The organism is Archangium gephyra (assembly GCF_042230915.1).
Taxonomy (GTDB): domain Bacteria; phylum Myxococcota; class Myxococcia; order Myxococcales; family Myxococcaceae; genus Archangium; species Archangium gephyra_B.
This window is the reverse complement of sequence record NZ_CP102578.1, coordinates 3,695,592-3,715,420: the sequence shown is the minus strand read 5'-3', so window position 1 is coordinate 3,715,420 and position 19,829 is coordinate 3,695,592. Positions and strand designations below refer to the sequence as shown.

The following is a 19,829-nucleotide window of genomic DNA, read 5'->3' as shown; positions in this document are numbered from 1 at the left end:
AACCCCCAGAGAGAACAAACATGAGCGCCTTTAGCGGACAGAAGTTGGACAAGATTCCCGCGCACGTCCCGCCGGAGCTGGTCTACGAATACGACAACGCCAGGGATCCGCGGATGCTCGAGGACCCGCACGCCCGGATGCGCTCCCTCATCCAGGAGGCGCCGCCCATCTTCTTCACCCCGTATAATGGTGGCAATTGGGTGGTGACCCGAAAGAAGGCCATCGTGGACATCACGATGAACCCGGAGGTCTACAGCAACAGCTTCATCGCCGCCCAAGCCTCGGGGGGCCACTCGGGGGAACACAAGGAGCAGCAGCCGGGCTTGATGCTGCTGCCCATCTCGGTGGATCCGCCGCAGCACACCGCGTACCGGGCGCCGCTCAACCAGCCGCTGGCGGCCAAATCCGTTGCCGGACTCGAGACAACGATCCGGGAGATGACGAACGAGCTCATCGACAAGGTGCTCGCCGCGGGACGCTGCGACTTCCTCTCGGACGTCGCCGAGCCACTGCCCGTCACGTTGTTCATGAAGCTGGCCGGCATGCCGACCAACCGCCTGGCGGAGTTCCGTCACCTGGCCACGCAGGCGACGTCCGCCACGGTGGATCACGCGACCCGCGAGGGTGTCTTCAAACGCATCGCGGGGATCCTCGCGGAGACCATCAAGGCCCGGCAGGAGAAGCGTGAGGATGATCTGATCAGCCGGCTGCTCGATGCGAACATCGACGGCCGCCACCCCACCTTCCAGGAGATGCTGGGCTACAGCGTCACCTTGTTCCTCGGCGGGCTGGAGACCGTGGTGAATGCCCTGAGCTTTGGTGTCCGGCACCTGGCGCGCGATCAGGAGTTGCAGGCGAAGCTCCGGGCCGACCCCAGCCTCCTGCCCGGCGCCATCGAGGAGTTGCTGCGGCTCTATGGGATCGCGTCCACGCCCCGGCTGGTGATGCACGACGACGTCTGCCATGGCGTCCAGTTCAAGAAGGGCGACATCGTGTTGTTGCTCCTGCCAGCGGCCAACTACGACGACGAGGCGTTCCCCCACCCCGAGCAGCTCATCATCGGCCGGAAGGAGCAGCACCAGACGTTCAACACGGGTCCGCACCGGTGCGTCGGGCTGAACCTGGCCCGCCTGGAGATGAAGGTTTTCTACCAGGAGTGGTTGAAGCGCGTACCGCCATTCCGGCTGGACCCCCAGGCGCCGCCGCGGTTCATGGGTGGCTTCAACCTGGCGATCACGAGCCTGCCGCTGGTCTGGTAATAACCCGATGCCCATGCACCCCCCCGAAGAGCCGCGAGCCACCCGTTTCTGGCCGTTCATGTTCGCCCTCTTCGTGGGGTCGTTCATGTCCGTGCTGAGCTCCAGCACGATCACCATCGCCATTCCCGAGCTGCAGCGGCACTTCGGCGCCGAGCTGTCCCTGCTGCAGTGGACCCTGACGGGCTTCATGCTCGCCATGGGTACCAGCGCGCCGCTCACCGGCTATCTGGGCGGACGCTTCAGCTTCAAATGGGTGTACGTGGCCAGCCTGGTGGGCTTCATCCTGTCGTCCGTGCTGTGCGGAGTGGCCTGGGATGCGGGCTCGCTGGTGGCCTTCCGGTTCCTGCAGGGCGCGTTCTGCGGCGCCATCATGCCGGTGACCATGACGCTCATCTACCAGCTCGTTCCCCGGGAGCGGCAGGCGCTGGCCGCCAGTCTCTGGAGCCTGGCGTCGAGCCTCGCTCCCGCCTTCGGGCCGACCTTCGCGGGCTGGTTGATCACCCTGGGCAACTGGCGGTGGTTGTTCTTCTTCAACGTTCCGCTCGGCCTCGTCGCCGTGGGCCTGGCCGTGCGGACCATCCCCCTCTACCGCCTGCAACCACCGAAGGCGTTCGATCTCCCCGGACTGCTCACCGTCATCACCGGCACCCTGTCGCTCCTGATCGCCCTGAGCCAGGGACGGGCCTGGGGGTGGACCGACGCGAAGACCGTGTCCCTGCTCCTGCTCGGGACGCTGTCACTGATCGTCTTCGTCGTCCGGGAGTTGAAGACGAGCGCTCCGCTGCTGAACCTGCGTGTGCTCGAGAACGGCCGCTATGTGGTGACGCTGATCATCTCGAGCATCATCACGATCAGCCTGTACTCGGGCGCGTTCCTCGTGCCGCTGTTCCTGCAGAGGATCCAGGGCGTGACGCCGCTGGAGACGGGATTGATCCTCCTCCCAGCCTCCCTGGCCATGGCGCTCCTGATGCCGCTGGTGGGGCGCCTGTATGGCCCGCTCGGGCCGAGCACGCTCATGACGGCGGGCGTCCTGCTGATCGCGGGAGGCACGTATGCCTTGAGCCGTCTGACGCCGGAGACGCCACACGTCTACATGTTGGTGTGGATGCTGGTGCGGAACGTGGGGATCGCGCTCTCCATGATGCCGGCCAGCAACGCGGGCATGGAACAGATTCCACGCGAGCTGAGCGGCCACGCCTCTTCCATCAGCAACTGGTTGAGAAACGTGTTCGGGGCGTTCTCGATCGCCATCTTCACGTCGCTGCTGTCCACCTTCACGACCCGGGAGGCGGAGGTGCTCGTGCGGCAGGGGATGACCGAGCGCCGTCACATCGAGTTGCTCTCGTCCGTGGCGGGCATCAACGACGTCTACCTGGTGGCCACGATCATCGTCCTGGTGGCGGTGCCCCTCAGCCTGGGGATCCGCAAACAACCGGCGGTGCTGAAGCCCGCCGTGGCAGCACGGTAGGGACCGGAGCCGGCTCCGTGGGGAGCGGCTCCTGGCCCGCCTTCCGCGCGCGGATTAGAGCAGCTTCGCCATGATCTCGCGCTCGCGCTGCTCAAGCTTGATCGAGGCGAGCGTCCAGTCGATGAGCTCGTCGGCGATCGACACGTCGAGACCGAAGGCGCCGGCGGCCTCCTTCACCGACGCGCGCTCCTCGTTCGCGATCTCACCGTCGGCGCACGACACCTCGACGATCATCCGCAGGAGGGCCACGCGCAGCTCGCGGTTCTGGATCTTGCTGACGATGTCGGTGAGGCGGCCAGGCTTCTGGAACTCCTGCTCGATGAGCGCGGAGACCTCCGGGTCACGGGGCGACAGGCCGATGCCGGCCACCACGTTGTCGAGGTGCTGGCGCTCGTCCTCGGTGATGCGGCCGTCGCTCGCCACCACGTTGGCCATGGCCTGGGCGAACGCCATCAGCTGTTCCTGGGGATATTCGCTCGTCATGTCGTCTCCTTGGCCAGTGGCGCGGCTGGCCAGTGGCTCGCGGGCAGATGAGGGGGGGCCTGGCTGCTCGGCGCGGAAGGATAGTCGGCGCAGACGTGGACCGGAAACGGTTTTCGCGCCCGCACGCGACTGCGGTCACGCAAGCTGATCAGGGCCGGTGCTGTGCTCGCCCACCGTTCGGCCTGACCGCCGGGCCCCCGCTGTATCCAACGACTCCACACCGCAACTTCCCAGTTGCGGCGAAGCACGGCGAATCACGCGAGCGGAGGCATGGAGACATGACGAAGACGAAGCTGCTGCTGACGGGTCTCCTGGCGGGTGCGGTGGCCTTTGGCACGGCGTGCAAGACGACCAACACCCCTTCCTCCCCCACTCCCGCCATAGGGGTCAGCTCCGGCGGGGGTGGCGCGGGCATCGAGACCCCGGAGGATAAGCGCAACACCACCACGCCCGCCGTGGGGGTCAGCTCCGGCGCGGGTGGTGCGGGCACCGAGACGCCGGAGAACACCTGCGAGCCGCAGCGCTAGACGCCCGCGCTTCGTCCTCAGCGCGCGTCCAGCGGTGCGTTCTCGGCCAGGGTGATCGCCCACCAGGGGCCCTCGGAGTGCCCCAGCAGCGCGCTCCAGTACCACGCCGACACGTCCGTCCAATGCCCTCCCCGGCCGTCCATCACCGCCTCGCGCACCACCATGCGGGAGGCGCCCCGCGAGACGATGAACCGGTTCCAGGGCGGCCCCTCCTCCTGCCGCCAGAACGGCGCGGGGCTGATGGCGTAGCCGAGCCCCCGGAAGCACGCCTCCGTGGAGTGCAACTGGCGCGTGGGCGCCGCCACCCACCGCACGATGAGCTCCCGCTGCCCATCCGTGAAGCGGCCGATGCGCCCCGGGAAGCCCTCGCCGAAGCGCTCCTCCCGCTCTGTCAGGGGCAGCTCGCGCAGAGGCCGCCCCTCGAAGGTGGAGGGCCAGCCCGGGAAGGCCAGGCTCACTGGCGAGGGCTCGGGCGGGACCCGCCACAGGGGTGCCGTCGCCAACAGCGTGCTCGAGAGCACGAACGCGGCCCAGGTGCCCCGGCTCATCCGTGCGCCTCCGTGGCCCGCTGCCTCGCGTGCTGCCACAGGCAGATGGCGGCGATGAGCAGACAGACGGGGATGAAGGAGCTCACGCCCACGCCCTCATGAAGCCAGGACGGGCACGGCACCTGGCGGTGCTCGATGAGCGTGAGCGCGCTGACCCGCAGCGCATTGCCGAAGAGGATGGCTCCCATGCCGAGCACGCAGGCCAGCAGCGTCCTCGCCGCGCCGAGCCTCAGCTGGCACGCGAGGGTGACGGCCAGGAACAGCCCCACCCAGAGCATGCGTGCGCCGCTGCAGGGCACGTCCACGAGGATGACCTCCGAGCCGATCACCAACTGGACGCCTTCGCGCACGGCGGGCAGCCCCAGGGTGCGCAGCATCGGCGCGGCCAGCGCGGCGGCCGCGAGCCGCAGCGGGTAGCCCAGGTAGTACTGCACCGTTGCCAGCACGGGCATGGACAGCAGCGCCAGCAACCACGTGCCCAGGTGGAAGGAGCGGCCCGAGGTCATCCGCGACACGATGGCCGTCACGCACAGCACGCACACCGCCGTGCGGACCAGCGGAGGCAGCCACGGCCAGGCCAGCACCAGCGCGCCATTCACGCCCGCGAGCACGCCGAGCTCCAGGCTCCGCAGCGGATGCCGTGCTCCCCGAGGCAGCAACAGCGCCAGCGCCAGCAGGGCGAGCAGGCCCCACGGCTCGTCCGAGCCGTCCCGGACACGCAGGGCATACCAGCTCCACGCCTGCCAGCTGGCGAGCACCTGCAGCAGCAGGATGAGGTAGGAGCGTCCCATCACGCCGTCCGGCGCAGGCGCAAGGCGATGAGCAGCAGGCAGGCCACCCCCAACAGCATCCACGTCTCCGGCTCTGGCACGCTGGGCACGCTGCCAGGATCCACGGGCTCGAGGCCCGCCGCGTCATATTGCGACTGACGCTCGAGGACGACGGCACCCGAGACCTCCGAGACGAGCTGGTGACGGAGGGCCAGCTTCAGCGCCTGGCTCAGTGCCGCCTGCTCGCCGGACGCGGTCAGCCGGGCGATCTCTCCCGCCGCCCACAGGCGGACCAGGTGCGCGGAGGTCTTCCCCCCCTCCGGCTGCGAGGTCAGCTCCGCCAGGGGCAAGCGCTCGCGGTGGAACTCCGGAGCCTCGCTGCCCCAGCGGGTGAACAGGTTCTTCAGGTCCTGCTCCAGGGGGGCGGTGCGCGGAACGGACTGGTACGCCGTGAAGCCCGCCAGCGTCACCGCCACCAGGTTCGGGCCCCGCCCCACCATCACGTCCAGCACCACCGCCGGTTGCTGGGGGCCAGCCCACCAGGCGGAAGGCCGCTCATCGCCGGGGGCGGACGGAGGCACCTCCTCGGGCGCCATGGGATGCGGGCCGTGGATCCAGACCACGGCGGTGCGCCCTGCAGGCGCCACCATCGACCAGGCCCGGGCCAACGCGGCGCTCGCGTCCTGGCCTCCCACCGTGGGCAGCTCCCTCACCCGTTCCGCGAGGGCCTGGAGCGCCGCTGCGTCCACCTTGCCGGATGGGAGCAGCTCTTCGACCCCATCCAGGGAGGCCAGCACCGCGAGCTCCGTCCCCTGGGGGAAGGAGCCCAGTGCCGAGGCGATCTCCGGCAATGCGTCCTTCATCCCCACCGAGCCGTCCAGGACCAGGATCACCCGCTCGGGCACCTCCACCCGGGTCCGCCGCAGCCGCTGGCGCACGACGTAGGCCGCAGGCTCGCTCATGTCCTCCGTCCACACGCTGTCCGGAGCACCCTTGCGCTGCACGGTGAGCACGGCCTCGGGCGGGTGCAGTGTCTCGTCGCCCAGCGCGGCCAACCACTCGCTCACCCCATCCCCGCGCTGCTCCACGCTTCCGCCAGCCTGGGTGGTGAGCCGGCGCAGGGATTCGATCCGCACCGCGTGCCGGAAGTCCTCGGGGATGTGGAAGTTGCGCTCGGCCAGCGAGGGCAGCAGCAGCGAGGCGGAGCGGCCGTCGTCCTTGGGCAGCAGCGGCGCCGTGATGCCGAGCTTGATCTTCATCGGAGGGCCCTTCACCACCGGGAAGCACTGCACCTGGATGCGGTCCTTGCCCTTGTAGGTGACCAGCAGCGGATCCCTCCGGGTCTGGACGACGGCCTCGTAGGCCGCTCGCGCCTTGGCGGTGGGCGCGAAGGCGGCCTCCCGCTCCTGCCCGTCGATGTAGAGCGTCACCCGGGAGACCACCGCGCCCGGAGGAAGGCTGAGCTCGGTGCGCGCCTCCGACTGGCCCTCCGCCGTCGTCTCGAAGCTCATTGTCCACTCGAGGTAGGCGAGCGCCGCGTCGCCATCCACCGAGCCCTTCAGCTCCGAGCTGACCAGCGAGAGCCCCGGGACACGCCCGCCCACTTCCCGGCCGGCCCGATCGCCGTCCTCACTGAAGCGGAAGCCCCCCTCGAGGCGGACGCCCTCGGGCTTGGGGACCGAGTTGAACGTCTGGCCCGTCACCCGGTAGTAGACGGTCCTCGCCTCCTCGACGTGCACCGTGTCGTCCCACGACAGCAGGAGGTGCACGAGGGTGGCTCGCTGCGGGGCGACGTAGCACGCGGTGAGCAGCGCCTCCTCGCTCCCCAGGTGGCGCAAGAACTGGAGCGCCGTGCGTTGGCTCTCCGGCGTGCCCTTCACCGCGGCATACAGCGCCAGCCGCGTCCCCGTCACCGGCGCCTCCACGGCGAGGAAGGCCAACAGCGCGACGCCCATGCCGACCCATGGAGCCGCCATCGCAGTGCCCGTGGGGTGCACCCGCTTCAACCGGCGGCGCATGACCAGGGCCAGGCAGAACGACAGCAGCGGCGCCAACGGCATGAGGCCCAGGCCCATGAGCAGCACGCCAATCAGCGCCACGGGCAGGAACGGCAGGAAGAGGATGGCGTAGACGAGGCTGACTCCCAGCGCCATGCCATTGATGAAGACGGTGTTGCGCAGCAGCCGCGGCGTGCGCGAGGACCTGGCCGTGACGATCAACGCCAGCAGGTTCGCCGCCGGGACGCCCGCCACGAGGAACATGTGGACGACGGTGGGCACCGGATCGAACAGCTCGCCGGTGCACCACCGTTCGCTCAGTTCGAAGCCGAGCGTGAACGCGGGCAGGAGCACGCCGAACACCACCACCAGGCCCGTCACGAACAACGATGTCTCCGGGGCGCGCGGTGCCTCCGGGAGCGCGGGCTCGGGTTCGGGCAGCCCCGGCAGTGGGGACTCGTCAGGGGGCTGTCTCTGGGGTTCGTTCATGCGGGCCTCCGGCTTCTGCCCGGATGCTACCCCCACGGAGGCGGCGGAGCCGAGTCCCGCCGCCTCCACCCCGGTTCAGCAGGAGCCGCAGTCCAGGAGGCAGCTGTCGGCCGTCAGCCCCAGGCCGCAACTCTCCGTCACCTGGCACACCCCGTCCCCGCAGCTGTGCAGGTCCGCCTGACGCACGCGCGTGGTGATGGGCGGATAGGTGACGCCGTTCCAGGTGCAGGACGTGTAGAAGGTCCCCGACGCATCGAGGGTGCAGACGTCCTCGCACCGGCCCACGTGGACCAGGGGGGCACAGTTCGGGAGGGACGTGCCCAGGGCACACGCCCGCGAGGTGCTCTCGGCGCTGCTCAGCGAGAGCCCGTCATTGCCGACGAAGAGGACCGGCTCGTTCTGGAAGAGGTTGCCAAAGAAGCAGGCCTCCCTGCGGCCATGGGTCTCCAGCTCCTCGGAGGTGTACGGGGTGGGCTGACCCGTTGCATCCAATCCCAACACGGAGATGGAGACATGCTGACCGTACGGATTGACGTGCGCGGCCAGGCACGCGGAGACAATCCGCAGCTCCGCCGTCGTCACCGGCTGGCCACCCGCCCAATCCGGCGCCAGCCCCAGAACGCCAGTCCAGGTATAGGTGGTGTGCGTCTCCGGATTCGTGAAGGTGCGGTGCTCTCCCGCGGGCACCGCGCATTGCACCATGTACCTCATCAGCATTTCATGGCGCGTCACGTCCTGATTGAACCAGGCGCGGAAGCCCTCCGTGTTCAGGGCATTGGTGCCGAGGCCATTGAGGTTGGTGCCGTTGAGGTTGGTGCCATTCAGATTGGTACCGTTGAGGTTGGTGCCATTCAGATTGGTACCGTTGAGGTCGACACCGTTGAGGTTGGTACCGTTGAGATTCAAGGCGGGCTGCGCCGTGACCTGGAGAGACAGGGACTCCTCCGGCAATGGCGAAGCCTCCGGTGCGCAGCCCGAGGCGCCTCCCAGCAGGAGTACAGCGGCGAGGGCGCGAGTCGGCAGGTTGTGCATGTCTTGAGCGCTCCGATGGATGAACGGCGTTGACTGTCTTTTCCCGCTTCACCGGCCAGGATGTCTCGCGATGAACCGCGAGGCGCCCTCCGGTTGTAGGGATGATGACAAGCGCACCCGTTCAGCGAATGACATTGGAGAATGACTTGTCATTTCCGCGACAGAACAATGACAGAATTCTTTGTCAGCCAGGAATAGCTCGCCGTCCCCCGGCTCAATACAGCGTCCCGCAGTCGGCGATCCGCTGCACCCGGAGCGCGGCGAGCCGTTCCAGCGGCGCCGCCGCCTCCGGTCCCTCGAGCACCTCCACCGCGCGGGCAATCGCATCCAGGGTGGACATCCCGGACGGATGCGTGGGATCGCGAAGCCGGAGCGTTCCGGGGGCGGGCGGCGGCAGCACCAGCCGGGGGAGCGTCCGCAGCACCGGAATCCGCTGGGTCATCCGCCGCGCCTGAGACCAGCTCGCGTCCAGCACCACCAGTTGCCGTGGCGGGGGTGCGTCCGGCGGCGCGGCGGGGCCATCGGGGAAGAGCAGCCAGGTGCCGGGCTCGGAGAGCAGGGCGGTGTCGAGGGACTCGTCCTGTGCGCCGTAGGTGAGCAGCCTGGAATGGGAGAGGGCCAGCGCGGCCACCCGCCCGGTGTTGCTCTTCTTCCAGGTCTCCACCACGTGCTGGAGCAGGAGGATCCGGGTGCGCGTCTCCACCCGGGGGATCTCGGCACACATGCACAGGTGCAACGGGAGGTTGCAGCGGGGACAACGGGGCCGGTGGGAGGAGGCACGGGGAGACATCTCCCCGCATCCTGTTCCGGTGGCTGAGGGAAGAGAAGCATCCGTTTCCGCTGCCCAGGAAGGAGCTTGCACCCAGGCAAGCGTCTCGTCTCCTGACCTGCCCTTCAGGAGGCGCGAGCGGGCCGCATCACAACCGCCACTCGGAACCTCTACTTGGACAGAGGTGCGGGCCGGGACAGGGGTCCCAGGGAACCCGCGCCATCCCACGGCGATCGCTGGACACCCGAGGTTCCCATGGCAGGCATCCTTCACGCGGAGAACTATTACGCCTTCCGCCAGCTCGAGCTGGTGGTGGACTTCGACAGGGCACCCAGGAGCGCCACGAGCGCCGAACTCGCCGAAATCGAAGCGGCCCTGGTACGCGCGAATCAGCAATTCATCGCGCGGCACTACCAGGACGCCATCGCTTCCTACCGGTTTGCGGAGCGGCTGATCCACTCGCACCTCGACTCCGCCGCGCCCGTCTGGGTGCCTCGCGCGGGTTTCGAGGTCTCGCGGGCCCGCGAGTTGTTTGATCCACTCCTCAGCGCCTCGCTCGAGTGGATGAACGCGCTGCCAGTTCACGAGCCCTCCCTCATCCAGCCCCGGCTACCGGTGGACCGGCGGCAGCTGGGTGACGCCGCCGCGCTGGATGGGAGCGGACTGCGGAGCGCCAGTGTGGTCCGGCCGGAGTCGGCACAGGCGGTGGCCGACTTTCAGCTCGCGAAGGCATTCGAGGCCGACGGCCACGCGGCCACGGCCCGCTTCTTCGCGGATCGAGCGAGGCGGGCGGACCCCGACCTCGTCTCGCGGCTCCAGCCGGCGCCCACGCCTCCCCCCGAGCCCACGCCGCTGCCCAGGCCTCCCGTCGGGCGGGTGCCAGGGCTGGGCCTCCGCGTCGATGCAGGCCTCGCCGTCACCCGGGCCGGGCTGGACGCCACCAGCCTGCTGCGGAGCGTGTCCCTCGTGGAAAGGCCCGTGGCACTCCCACCCGCCCTGACCGAGACGAGGACCGTCGGGCTGTTCGCGCAGCAGCGCGTCACGAACATCTCCTGGGCGGCGGGCGTGTCCCCTCCCCTCCAGGACGTCAGGAGCCTGCTCTACGAGAAGCGGGTGCAGCTCTCGGACCTGATCTCCGTGTCGTGGCTGCCGACGCATGCCGCCGACGTGGCGGCCCATCTCCCGCACAGCTACTACTACGTCATCCCGCTCGGGTTGGCGGAGTGCTACCACGCGCTCGGGGACTACCCGAACGCCGAGCGGTTCTACCTCCAGGCGGCCTCGTACCCGTTCCTCAACGCCCCCATCGAGGCGCCCTACCTCTGGCTGCGCCTGGCCACGCTGTACCTCGACTGGGGTGATGCCCGGTACCGGGCCGAAGAGGCCAGCGATGCGCTGAACCTCTACCAGAACGTCCTGATGGCCAACGGCGCGGCGCCCACGGCCGGAAGCCTCTACACCAGCCCCGCCCTGGCCCCGGGCGCCACCGCGGCGCGCAAGGTGCTCGCCAACCTGCAGCAGCTCATCGCGGGCCAGACGACCGCCGAGGCGCTGGACGTCAACCCGGCGCTCGCGGGCGTCCTCGTCGAGGTGCACCAGCGCCTGCTGCTGCTCGCGGCGGGGTTGGACTTCTGGGGCTACCCCCTCACCACCGTCCCCATCTGGACGTTCGATTACCTGCAGAGCGTGGCCATCAACTTCGCGCAGCTCGCCATCAGCGTGGAGCGGGACGTCATCAACTTCTGGGACCGCGCGGACCAGGCGGCCCTGACGCGCCAGCAGATCGCCCAGAGCGTGGCCCAGGGCCAGGCCGAGGTGCAGGCCGCGGCGGCGCAGGTGGCGGCGGCGGACGCCGAGGTGACCGTCTACCAGGATGGGCTCGTGCTGGCCCAGCAGCGCGCCGCCAATGCGCGGGCCAATGCCTCGAACTACGCTTCCCTCTCCGCGCAGTGGATCGTCCTCCAGGCCGCTTCGTCGCAGATCAACGGCGGAGACAACAGCAACACGGGAAGCCTCAACGCGCTCGCGGACCGGGTCCAGGCGGGCCACGCCTCGGGCTCGCATGCGACGCTGGGGGCCGCGGTGCAGCTCGCCGCCTCGCGCCTGAACCGGGAATACGAGGTGAAGGCGCTCCAGCGGCAGGCGCAGGAGATGGGTCTGGCCGCCAACCAGGCCCAGGCCGAGCTGGCCGCCGCGCGGGCCCGGAACTCCGCCGCGCGGGCCGCGAAGGCAGTGGCCCAGCTCCGCGCGACTCATGCGGCCCAGAACCTCGCCGCCTTCGACGCGCAGACGTTCACCCCGGACGTCTGGCACCAGATGGGGGACGCCATGTGGCGGCTCTACCAGCGCTATTTCCGGATGGCGCTGCGCACCGCCCGCCTCATGCAGCAGGCCTACAACTTCGAGACCGACCAGTCCCTCCACCTCATCAAGGGTGACTACTCGGGCAACGAGGTGCGCGGACTGCTGGGCGCCGACCTGCTCATGGCCGACATCCAGAGCTTCACCTACGATCTCATCACGCAAACCGCGGGCAAGCCGCAGCCCATCCGGCAGACCCTCTCCCTGGCGCAGCGCTACCCGTTCGCCTTCGAGAATCAGCTGCGCACCACCGGGGCGATGGACTTCGAGACGCGCATCGAGGACTTCGACAGCCTCTACCCCGGCACCTACGCGGGCCGGCTCGAGGCGGTGGAGGTGGAGGTGGACGGCATCGTGCCGGTGACGGGCCTGTCCGGCACGCTCACCAACGCGGGCATCTCCGCCTACCGCACCCCCTCCTCGGTGGTGATGGACCCCGCCTCGCGCGGGCTCAAGTTCCGGATCCAGCCCAAGGAGACGCTCGTCCTCTCCGACTACTCGGCGCGGCAGGACGCGCTGCTGGTGACACCGGACACGCGCATGCGGCGGGTGATGCAGGGAGCGGGGCTCGTCTCGACGTGGCGGCTGGAGTTCCCCAAGGAGGTCAACGACCTCGACTACGGGGCGCTCACCGACGTGCGCATCACCTTCTACTACAAGGCCCGCTTCGACCCGGGTCTGGTGGCGAAGGTCCGCGCGGAGCTGGCGGCCCTGCCGGCGGTGAACGAGCGGCAGCGCGGCCTGCCGCTGCGGTGGATCTACCCGGACGCGTTCTTCCACTTCCAGGACACCGGAACGCTCCGCCTCACCCTGGAGAAGCAGGACTTCGCCTTCAACGAAACCAACCCGGTGCTCACGCACATCGGGCTGGTGGTGGCCACCGACGGGAGCGTGCCCCGGAGCGGCATCACCTTCTCGCTGGCCACGCCGGGCCACGCGGCGGTGAGCGCGGTGACGGGCGCGGACGGCTTCATCAACTCCGAGGGGAGCTCGCCCTGGGCTCCGCTGGCCTCGGGCACCGCGCTGGGTGACTACGTGCTCCAGGTCACCGCCGAGGACAACCCCGCGCTGGTCCAGGACGGCAAGCTGAAGCTCGACGGCCTCGTCAACGTCGCGCTCCTGCTCGGCTACCGCTTCACACCTCGCGGTTAGGACGGAGGGCCACGGCATGAGCCTCGACATCGGCTTCAGCGCACAGACTCCGTCGCTTCCCCAGGGGGGCGGCGCCACCTCGGGCCTCGGCGAGACGTTCACGCCGGACCTGCACACCGGGACGGGCACCTTCTCCCTCCCGCTCGACTGCCCCAATGGCCCCAACGACATCGGGCCGCGGCTGACGCTGCGCTACGACACGGGCAGCGGAAATGGGCCCTTCGGCCTCGGGGTGGCCCTGCCGCTGCCCCGGCTGGTGCGCTCGCTGGCGCGCGGCTTCCCACGCTACGACACGGCGGACACGCTGATGCTGGAGGGGGCCGGAGAGCTGCTCGACCTCGGCGGCGGCGCGTTCCGGCCCCAGGTGGACGGAGGCGCCTGGCGCGCGGAGGCCCTGGGCGACGGCTTCCGCTGCACGGACCGCGAGGGCCTGTTCTACGAGCTGGGCACGGACGCGGGCTCGCGGCTGGTGGGCGAGGACGCCAGCGGCCGCTCGGTGGTGTTCGCCTGGCACCTGGCGAAGGTGGAGGACGCGCTGGGCAACGCCGCCCTCTTCCGCTGGCGGAGGGACGGGGGCCAGCTCTACCTCGACACCGTGGCGTATGGCGCCTACGAGGTCCGCTTCCTCTACGAGCCGCGCCCGGATCCGATGCGCTGGGGGCGGGCCGGCTTCCTCGTCACCACCGCGCTGCGCTGCAAGGCCATCGAGCTCCACCTGCCCGCCGAGGCGCACACGCTCGCGAGGCGCTGGACGCTCGGCTACCAACAGGCCGCCAATGGCGCGTCCCTGCTGGCACAGGTGACGTTGAGCGGCTTCGACGCGAACGGGGTGGAGCTGGCCACCCCCGCCCTGAAGCTGGCGTACACGGACTTCAACGTGCGCGGCCTCGAGCGCGTCCGCGCCCCCGAGGGAGCCGCTCCGGGTCCCCTCTCCCGCGAGGACCGGCGGGTGGAGCTGGTCGACTGGGACGGGGACGGGTTGCCGGATCTCCTCGAGGTGGGCGATGGCGGGCGGGCGCGCGTCTGGCCGAACCAGGGAGCTGGCCGCTGGGGCCATCCGCGCTCGGTGGGCACGCTGCCGGGCTTCGCGTCGGCCTCGGACGCGGTGGGCTTCGCGGACCTGAATGGCGACGGCGCGGCGGACCTGTTCCGCGCCAACCGCGTGCTCGACGGCTACATCCCGCGAGCCCCGGGTGGAGGCTTCGCGCGGCCCGTCCGCTGGAAGCGGGCTCCGGCCATCACCGCGGACGCGCGCAACGCCCGCTTCGTGGACCTGGACGGGGACGGCAGCGTGGACCTGCTCACCTCCACCGGCAACAGCCTGCTGCTCTACTACCGCGAGGACCCGGAGGGCTGGAGCGAGCGGCCCCAGGTGGTCTCCCGTGCCGAGGCACCGGTGCGCGAGCTGGCGGATCCGCGCGTCTTCCTCGCCGACATGACGGGGGATGGGAGCGCGGACCTCGTCCGGGTGGATGGCGGCGGCGTCACCTACTGGCCCTACCTGGGGCGCGGGCGCTGGGCGGCACCGGTGGTGATGAAGAGCCCGCCCGCCCTGCCCTTCGACGTGCGGCCGGACGAGGTGCTGGTCACCGACGTGGATGGGGACGGCTGCGCGGACGTGGTGCTGCTGCACGGCGGCCGGGTGACGTGGTGGCTCAACCAGGGCGGCAACGGCTTCGGCCCGCCGCACGTCATCGATGCGCTGCCCACCGTCTCCATGCGCAACTGCCGGCTGGTGGACCTCGAGGGCAGCGGGACGGCGGGGCTGCTCTGGTCCGTCCCGGGGACGTTCGACCGGGGCGCCGCGTACTTCTATCTGGACTTCACCGGCGACGCGAAGCCGTACCTCCTCTCGCGCATCGACAACGGCATCGGGCGAGTCCGGGAGATTCGCTACTCCACCTCGGCGAAACAGGCCGCCCTCGCGGCGCGGGAGGGCGCTCCCTGGGGCACCTCGCTGCCGGTGGTGGTGCCCGTGGTGGTGGCGATGACGCTCACCGACGCGACGACCGGCCGCACGAGCACGACCACCTGGCGCTACGCGGATGGCCGCTTCGATGGCCTGCTGCGGGAGTTCGCCGGATTCGGGCGGGTCGAGCAGGACGAAGTGGGCGACGCGACGGCGCCCACGCTGCGCCTCTCCTCGTGGTTCCACGTGGGGTTGGACGCCACCACGGGCGAGGAGCCGAGGACGCTCGACGAGCGCCAGCGGCTGCGCGCCATCCGAGGGCGGCTGTACCGCAGCGAGAGCTCCAGCCCGGATGGTTCGCCCCAGGCCGGGCTCCCCTTCGAGCGGCTGGAGCAGCGCTGGGCGGTGGACGAGGTGGCCACCTCCGGAGGAACGGTGCACGTCCCGAAGCTGGCGGGCACGGTCACCTCCACCTTCGAGCGGGCCGTCACGCCCGTGGCGGTCATCACCACCACCAACGTCACCTGGGACGCGGCGCTCAACGTGACCGAGACGGTGGAGACGAGCGAGCGGCCCGGTCATCCGGAGGAGTCGCGGACACTGCGGACGCTCCAGTCGTTCGCGGTGGACCCCGCCGGGCGCTTCCTGTCGAAGTCCTGGCGCACGCGGCAATTCGACGGCTCGGGCGGGCTGCTCGCCGACACCGTGACCGAGTACGACCATGCGCCCGAGGGGAACGTCGGGGCACAGGGGCTCATCACCCGCCGCTCGGTGTTGGTGCTGACCGACGCGCTGGCCCTGGAGGTGTATGGCGCCGACATGCCGGACTTCTCCGCGCTGGGCTACCACCGCCGGGACGGCGTGGACGGCTGGTGGGTGACGCAGGCCGCCTATGAGCGCACCGACGGCGCGGCGGGCCTGCACGGCCGGGTCACGGGTCCACTCGGCGCGGTCACCGCCTTCGAGTTCGACGCGACGAAGTCCTTCCCCGTCAAAGTCACCGACCCGCACGGCAACGCCCTCACCACGAGCTTCGATCCCCGCCTGTGCCGGGCCACGCAGCTCACCGATGCCTCCGGGGCGGCCTACGCGGCGGCCTACGACGCCATCTCGCGGCTGCTGTCGGTCATCGAGCCGGGCGATACCGTGGCGCTCCCCACCGTCCACTACGAGTACCGGACGGGTGCGCTGCCCATCGAAGTCACGAAGTCCCAGCGGGCGCGGAGCGGCGAGGCCGGGACGGTGGACACCCGCGAGCGGTTCGACGGCATGGGGCTGCTGCTGGAGCGCCGCGTGCGCGACGAGTCGGGAGAGGTCATCGTCGGGAGCTACGTGTACGGCGCCCGCGGGCACCTCGCCCGGACACACCTGGAGCGGCGCGCCCCGGGTGCCAGCTACGTCCCGCCGGACGACACCTGGCCGCACGCGGCCATGACCTATGACGCCCTGGGCCGGCTCGTGAGACAGCAGGCGCCGGATGGGCGCATGCGGACGGTCCTCCACGGCCCGGGCTTCATCGAGGAGGCCGACGAGGAGGACTCCCGGAGCGATGCCGGCGCGCCCCACGCGGGGACGGTGACGCGGCGCCACCTCGATGCCACCGGGCGGGTCAGCGCCGTGGAGCAGCGGCTCGGGGCGCGCACGCTGACGAGTACCTACGACTACGACCTGAAGGGCCACCTGGTGCGGCAGGTGAACGCGCTCGGGCAGGCCACGCGGCTCTGGTACGACCTGCTCGGCCGGACGCTCCGGGTGGATCGGCCGGAGTCCTCGACCACCTCCGTCCTGGACGCCGCCGGGAACGCGGTGGAGGCGAGGGCGGGCACAGGCCGGGTGTTCCGCACCTTCGACCTCTGCAACCGGCCCATCGCCGTCCGGCACACGAGCCGGGCCGCCGAGCCCGTCATCCGCCTCACGTACCACGACATGGGCCGCCCGGCGCCGGCCGAGGCGGGCGCGCACACGCGGGGCGGGCGGGTCGTGCGCATCGACGACGAAGGCGGCACCACGGTCTTCGATTACGACGCCCGAGGCCGCATGGCGCACAAGCTCTCGCGGCCAGCGGGGCTCGCGGCGTCCTTCGCCTTGGACCTCGTGTACCGCTCGGATGGGCAACTCGAGCGGGTGACCTATCCGGACGGCGGCTCCGGGCGGCGGGTGCTGGACTACCAGTACGACTCCCGCGGCCTTCTCCAGAGCAGCCCAGGGTTCATCACCCGCCTCGCGTACGACCTGGCGGGGCGGCGCACGGACATCCAGTACGGCAATGGCACCGTGCAGACCTCCGCCTACGAGCCCCTCACGGGACGCCTCGCCAGCATGGAGCTCACCGGCCCGGGTGGCTCGCTGCGCAAGACGCAGTACACGCTCGACGGCGTGGGCAACCTGCTCCGGGTGGACAGCCCGGACGCGAAGCTGCGCGCGAGCTACACCTATGACGACCTCTACCGGCTGACCGGAGCCAGCTTCGGGGGTGGCGAGTCCTGGACGTACGCGTACGACGATGCGGGCAACCTCACGCACAAGTCGGACGTCGGCGACTTCCACTATGGCGAGGCGGGCGCGCCAGCGAGCTGCCTGACCTCGGCGGGGACGGGGGCCTTCACGTACTCCGAGCGTGGCGAGATGGCCCAGACGCCCTGGGGCACGCAGACCTTCGATCCCCTCGGCCACCTGGTCCGCATCGAGCGCCCCGACGGCACGGCCCGCATCGACTTCCGGTACGACTTCGGCGGAACACGCGTGGCGGCGCGGACGAGCGGCGCGGCCACCCCGGCGGTGGACCTCCTCACCCCGGATCGCTTCTACGCCATCGAGGACGGCGTCCTCGTCCTCCACCTGTTCGATGGAGACCGGCTCGCCGCGCGCGAGCGGACGGGGGCACCGCGCGTGTACCTGCACCCCGACCATCTGGGGAGCGTCGTGGTGGTGACGGACACGGCGGGCGGCGTGGTGGAGACGCGTCGCTACGATCCCTACGGCGCGGTGTTGGAGCGCACGGGCGCGGACGCACACGCGCTGGCCGGATTCACCGGGGGGCTGCCGGAGGAGTGGAGCGGACTGGTCCTGCTCGGCGCGAGGTACTACGCGCCGCGGCTGGGTCGGTTCGTGAGCCCCGACACCGTCGTGCAGGACCTCTACGAGCCGCTGACGTGGGTCTCCTACGCGTACTGCCGGAACAACCCGGCCAGCTACGTGGACCCGAGCGGCCACAGCTTCTGGAAGGTCTTCACCGTCGTGGTCGCGGCCGTCGCCCTGGTGGCCCTGGTGGTGCTGTCGGTGGTGACGTTCGGCGCGACCACGCCGCTGCTGGTGGTGGGGATTGGCATCGTGGCCGGCGGAGTGGTGGGCGGGTTGGCGGCGGCGAAGAACGGGGGCGACCTGGGAGACATCCTCACCGGCGTCCTGGTGGGCGCGGCGGTGGGAGGCTGGGCGGCCTTCGCCTCCGTCTACGCGGGCGCGGCGGTGGCCGCGAAGCTGGGCGTGCACGGAGTGCTGGAGGGGTTGATCGCCGGAGGGGTGAACGGCGCCATCAACGGTGCGGCCATGGGCTTCGCCGCCGGGTTCGCGGGCGGGAAGAACAACGGGCTCATGGACGTGCTGAGCAAGGTGCTCCAGGGCGCGCTGGTGGGCCTGGTGACAGGGGCCGCGCTCGGCGCGCTCTCGGCCGCCATCAAGCCGCCGACGCAATCCATCCAGGAGGGCGCGAAGAATGAAGTCAACGCCTGGGCGCACCCCACCTCACCGCAGGCGCCGCCGTCGGGCAACGCCGGGATGGCGAGCGAGTTGGGGCGCGGTGCGGCTTCGGCACCGGGCCCCACGTCGCTGGGCGACCTCGGGACGCGCGAGCTGGGCCGGATTGGCGGCATCGTCGGGCCCCACGCGGCCCACCTGGGAGCCCAGGCCGCGGCCAACCTCGCCGTGCAGGTGTTCATCGTCGACGCCTCGGCCGGCGCCTGGGACCTCTACATCGAGGACTTGAAGCAATACCTGCGGACCCACGACGTCAACCTGGGCCCTTTCAACTTCTTCAAGTCGGAGTGGTAGGGGCTTCGCCCTCGGCGGGCGCGGCCTGGGCCGCCCCTCGCCGGAGCCCGTAACGGCGCGCGGCCACCTCGAGGATGTGTTGGATGAGCGCCGGATACGGCATGCCCTTCTCCCGGGCCGCGAGCGCCACCTCGCTCTTCTCCTCGAGGTACGGGTTGGGGTTCACCTCGAGGAGGTAGGGCTCGTTGGTGGCGCTGGACACGCGGAAGTCGATGCGCGCGTAGTCGCGCAGCTTGAGCGCGCGGAAGGCCGTCACCGCGGCCCACTCGATGCGGCCCCGCAGCTCGTCCGACAAGTCCCGGGGCAGCACCAGCTGGGGGCTCCCGGGCGTATCCGGCCCGAACTTCACCTCCCGGTCCGCGATCTTCATGCGTTTGCGGCTCCACTTCTTTCCGAAGTCGAGCTCCACCACGGGAAGCACCTCGGGCCGGGAGTGGTCGCCGAGCACGCCCACGTACAGCTCCCGTCCCTCGATGAACTCCTCCGCGAGCGCCTCGTCGTCATACTGCTCGCGGATCATCCGCACGCGGCGCGCCAGCCCCTCCATGTCCTTCTCCACGCCCAGCCCCATGGAGGCGTCCGAGCGCGCGGGCTTGACGATGAGCGGGAAGGAAAGGTCTCCATGCGTCTGGAACGAGTCGCCGTCGAAGGAGGCGAAGCGCGGGGAGAGCACCCCGTGGAACTGCAGCAGTTGCTTGGTGAGGATCTTGTCCTGTGCGAGCAGCAGGCCCGCCGTCCCCGAGCCCGTGAAGGGCACGCGCGCGAGCTCCAGCACCGCGGCGACGTTCACATCGAACCGGTAGTCCTCGGCGAAGGTCTCGCAGAGGTTGAAGACGAGGTCGGCGCGAGACCTGGCCACCTGCCGCACCATGTCCGAGAGGCTCTCGTCCACGCGCACCGGCACCGGGGTGTGTCCGAGCTGCTGGAGCGTGGCGCACACCTGCTCCATCACCGCATCCGGCGGATCATCCTTGGCCTGGTAGTGAAGAACCGCGATGCGCAGGGGCGGCAATGCCAT

Annotated in this window: 12 protein-coding genes; 5 read left to right on the top strand and 7 right to left on the bottom strand. The window is 70.3% G+C overall.

What is annotated here, in order from left to right:
* Window positions 1-20: 20 nt before the first annotated feature.
* Together NR798_RS14965 and NR798_RS14960 are read left to right on the top strand one after the other, a co-directional pair.
* Window positions 21-1,259 carry a cytochrome P450 gene (locus NR798_RS14965; RefSeq protein ID WP_375772141.1) on the top strand — a complete coding sequence of 413 codons (1,239 nt, stop codon included), beginning with the start codon at window positions 21-23 and terminating at the stop codon, window positions 1,257-1,259.
* 13 nt (window positions 1,260-1,272) lie between these two features.
* The gene (locus NR798_RS14960; protein WP_375772140.1) at window positions 1,273-2,727 is read left to right on the top strand and encodes a DHA2 family efflux MFS transporter permease subunit; all 1,455 of its coding nucleotides are present in this window, start codon (window positions 1,273-1,275) and stop codon (window positions 2,725-2,727) included.
* A gap of 54 nt (window positions 2,728-2,781) precedes the next feature.
* Here NR798_RS14960 and NR798_RS14955 read toward each other — a convergent pair whose 3' ends face one another.
* Window positions 2,782-3,210, bottom strand: a complete 429-nt coding sequence (locus tag NR798_RS14955; RefSeq protein WP_375772139.1) for a DUF533 domain-containing protein — start codon at window positions 3,208-3,210, stop codon at window positions 2,782-2,784.
* A 278-nt stretch (window positions 3,211-3,488) separates the two neighbouring features.
* On the opposite strand from NR798_RS14955, the gene NR798_RS14950 reads away from it, so the two are divergent.
* The gene (locus NR798_RS14950) at window positions 3,489-3,737 is read left to right on the top strand and encodes a hypothetical protein (RefSeq protein ID WP_375772138.1); all 249 of its coding nucleotides are present in this window, start codon (window positions 3,489-3,491) and stop codon (window positions 3,735-3,737) included.
* 17 nt (window positions 3,738-3,754) lie between these two features.
* Here NR798_RS14950 and NR798_RS14945 read toward each other — a convergent pair whose 3' ends face one another.
* The 5 genes from NR798_RS14945 to NR798_RS14925 form a co-directional block, all read right to left on the bottom strand.
* Window positions 3,755-4,285 carry a hypothetical protein gene (locus NR798_RS14945; RefSeq protein ID WP_375772137.1) on the bottom strand — a complete coding sequence of 177 codons (531 nt, stop codon included), beginning with the start codon at window positions 4,283-4,285 and terminating at the stop codon, window positions 3,755-3,757.
* Complete coding sequence (locus NR798_RS14940; protein ID WP_375772136.1) at window positions 4,282-5,076, bottom strand: archaeosortase/exosortase family protein; 795 nt, start codon at window positions 5,074-5,076, stop codon at window positions 4,282-4,284. The genes NR798_RS14945 and NR798_RS14940 overlap by 4 nt, the downstream gene beginning before the upstream one ends.
* Window positions 5,076-7,541 carry a VIT domain-containing protein gene (locus NR798_RS14935; protein WP_375772135.1) on the bottom strand — a complete coding sequence of 822 codons (2,466 nt, stop codon included), beginning with the start codon at window positions 7,539-7,541 and terminating at the stop codon, window positions 5,076-5,078. The genes NR798_RS14940 and NR798_RS14935 overlap by 1 nt, the downstream gene beginning before the upstream one ends.
* Before the next feature lie 75 nt (window positions 7,542-7,616).
* Entirely contained in the window at window positions 7,617-8,573 is a 957-nt protein-coding gene (locus NR798_RS14930) for a pentapeptide repeat-containing protein (protein ID WP_375772134.1), read from the bottom strand.
* A 214-nt stretch (window positions 8,574-8,787) separates the two neighbouring features.
* Window positions 8,788-9,363 carry a tRNA-uridine aminocarboxypropyltransferase gene (locus tag NR798_RS14925; RefSeq protein WP_375772133.1) on the bottom strand — a complete coding sequence of 192 codons (576 nt, stop codon included), beginning with the start codon at window positions 9,361-9,363 and terminating at the stop codon, window positions 8,788-8,790.
* A 234-nt stretch (window positions 9,364-9,597) separates the two neighbouring features.
* Here NR798_RS14925 and NR798_RS14920 point away from each other — a divergent pair, with 234 nt between their 5' ends.
* Window positions 9,598-12,855 carry a hypothetical protein gene (locus tag NR798_RS14920; RefSeq protein WP_375772132.1) on the top strand — a complete coding sequence of 1,086 codons (3,258 nt, stop codon included), beginning with the start codon at window positions 9,598-9,600 and terminating at the stop codon, window positions 12,853-12,855.
* A gap of 16 nt (window positions 12,856-12,871) precedes the next feature.
* Entirely contained in the window at window positions 12,872-18,811 is a 5,940-nt protein-coding gene (locus tag NR798_RS14915) for a toxin TcdB middle/N-terminal domain-containing protein (RefSeq protein ID WP_375772131.1), read from the top strand.
* Here the strand turns inward: NR798_RS14915 and NR798_RS14910 are convergent.
* Window positions 18,795-19,829: an ATP-grasp domain-containing protein gene (locus tag NR798_RS14910; RefSeq protein WP_375772130.1), complete on the bottom strand. Its 1,035-nt coding sequence runs from the start codon at window positions 19,827-19,829 to the stop codon at window positions 18,795-18,797. The genes NR798_RS14915 and NR798_RS14910 overlap by 17 nt on opposite strands.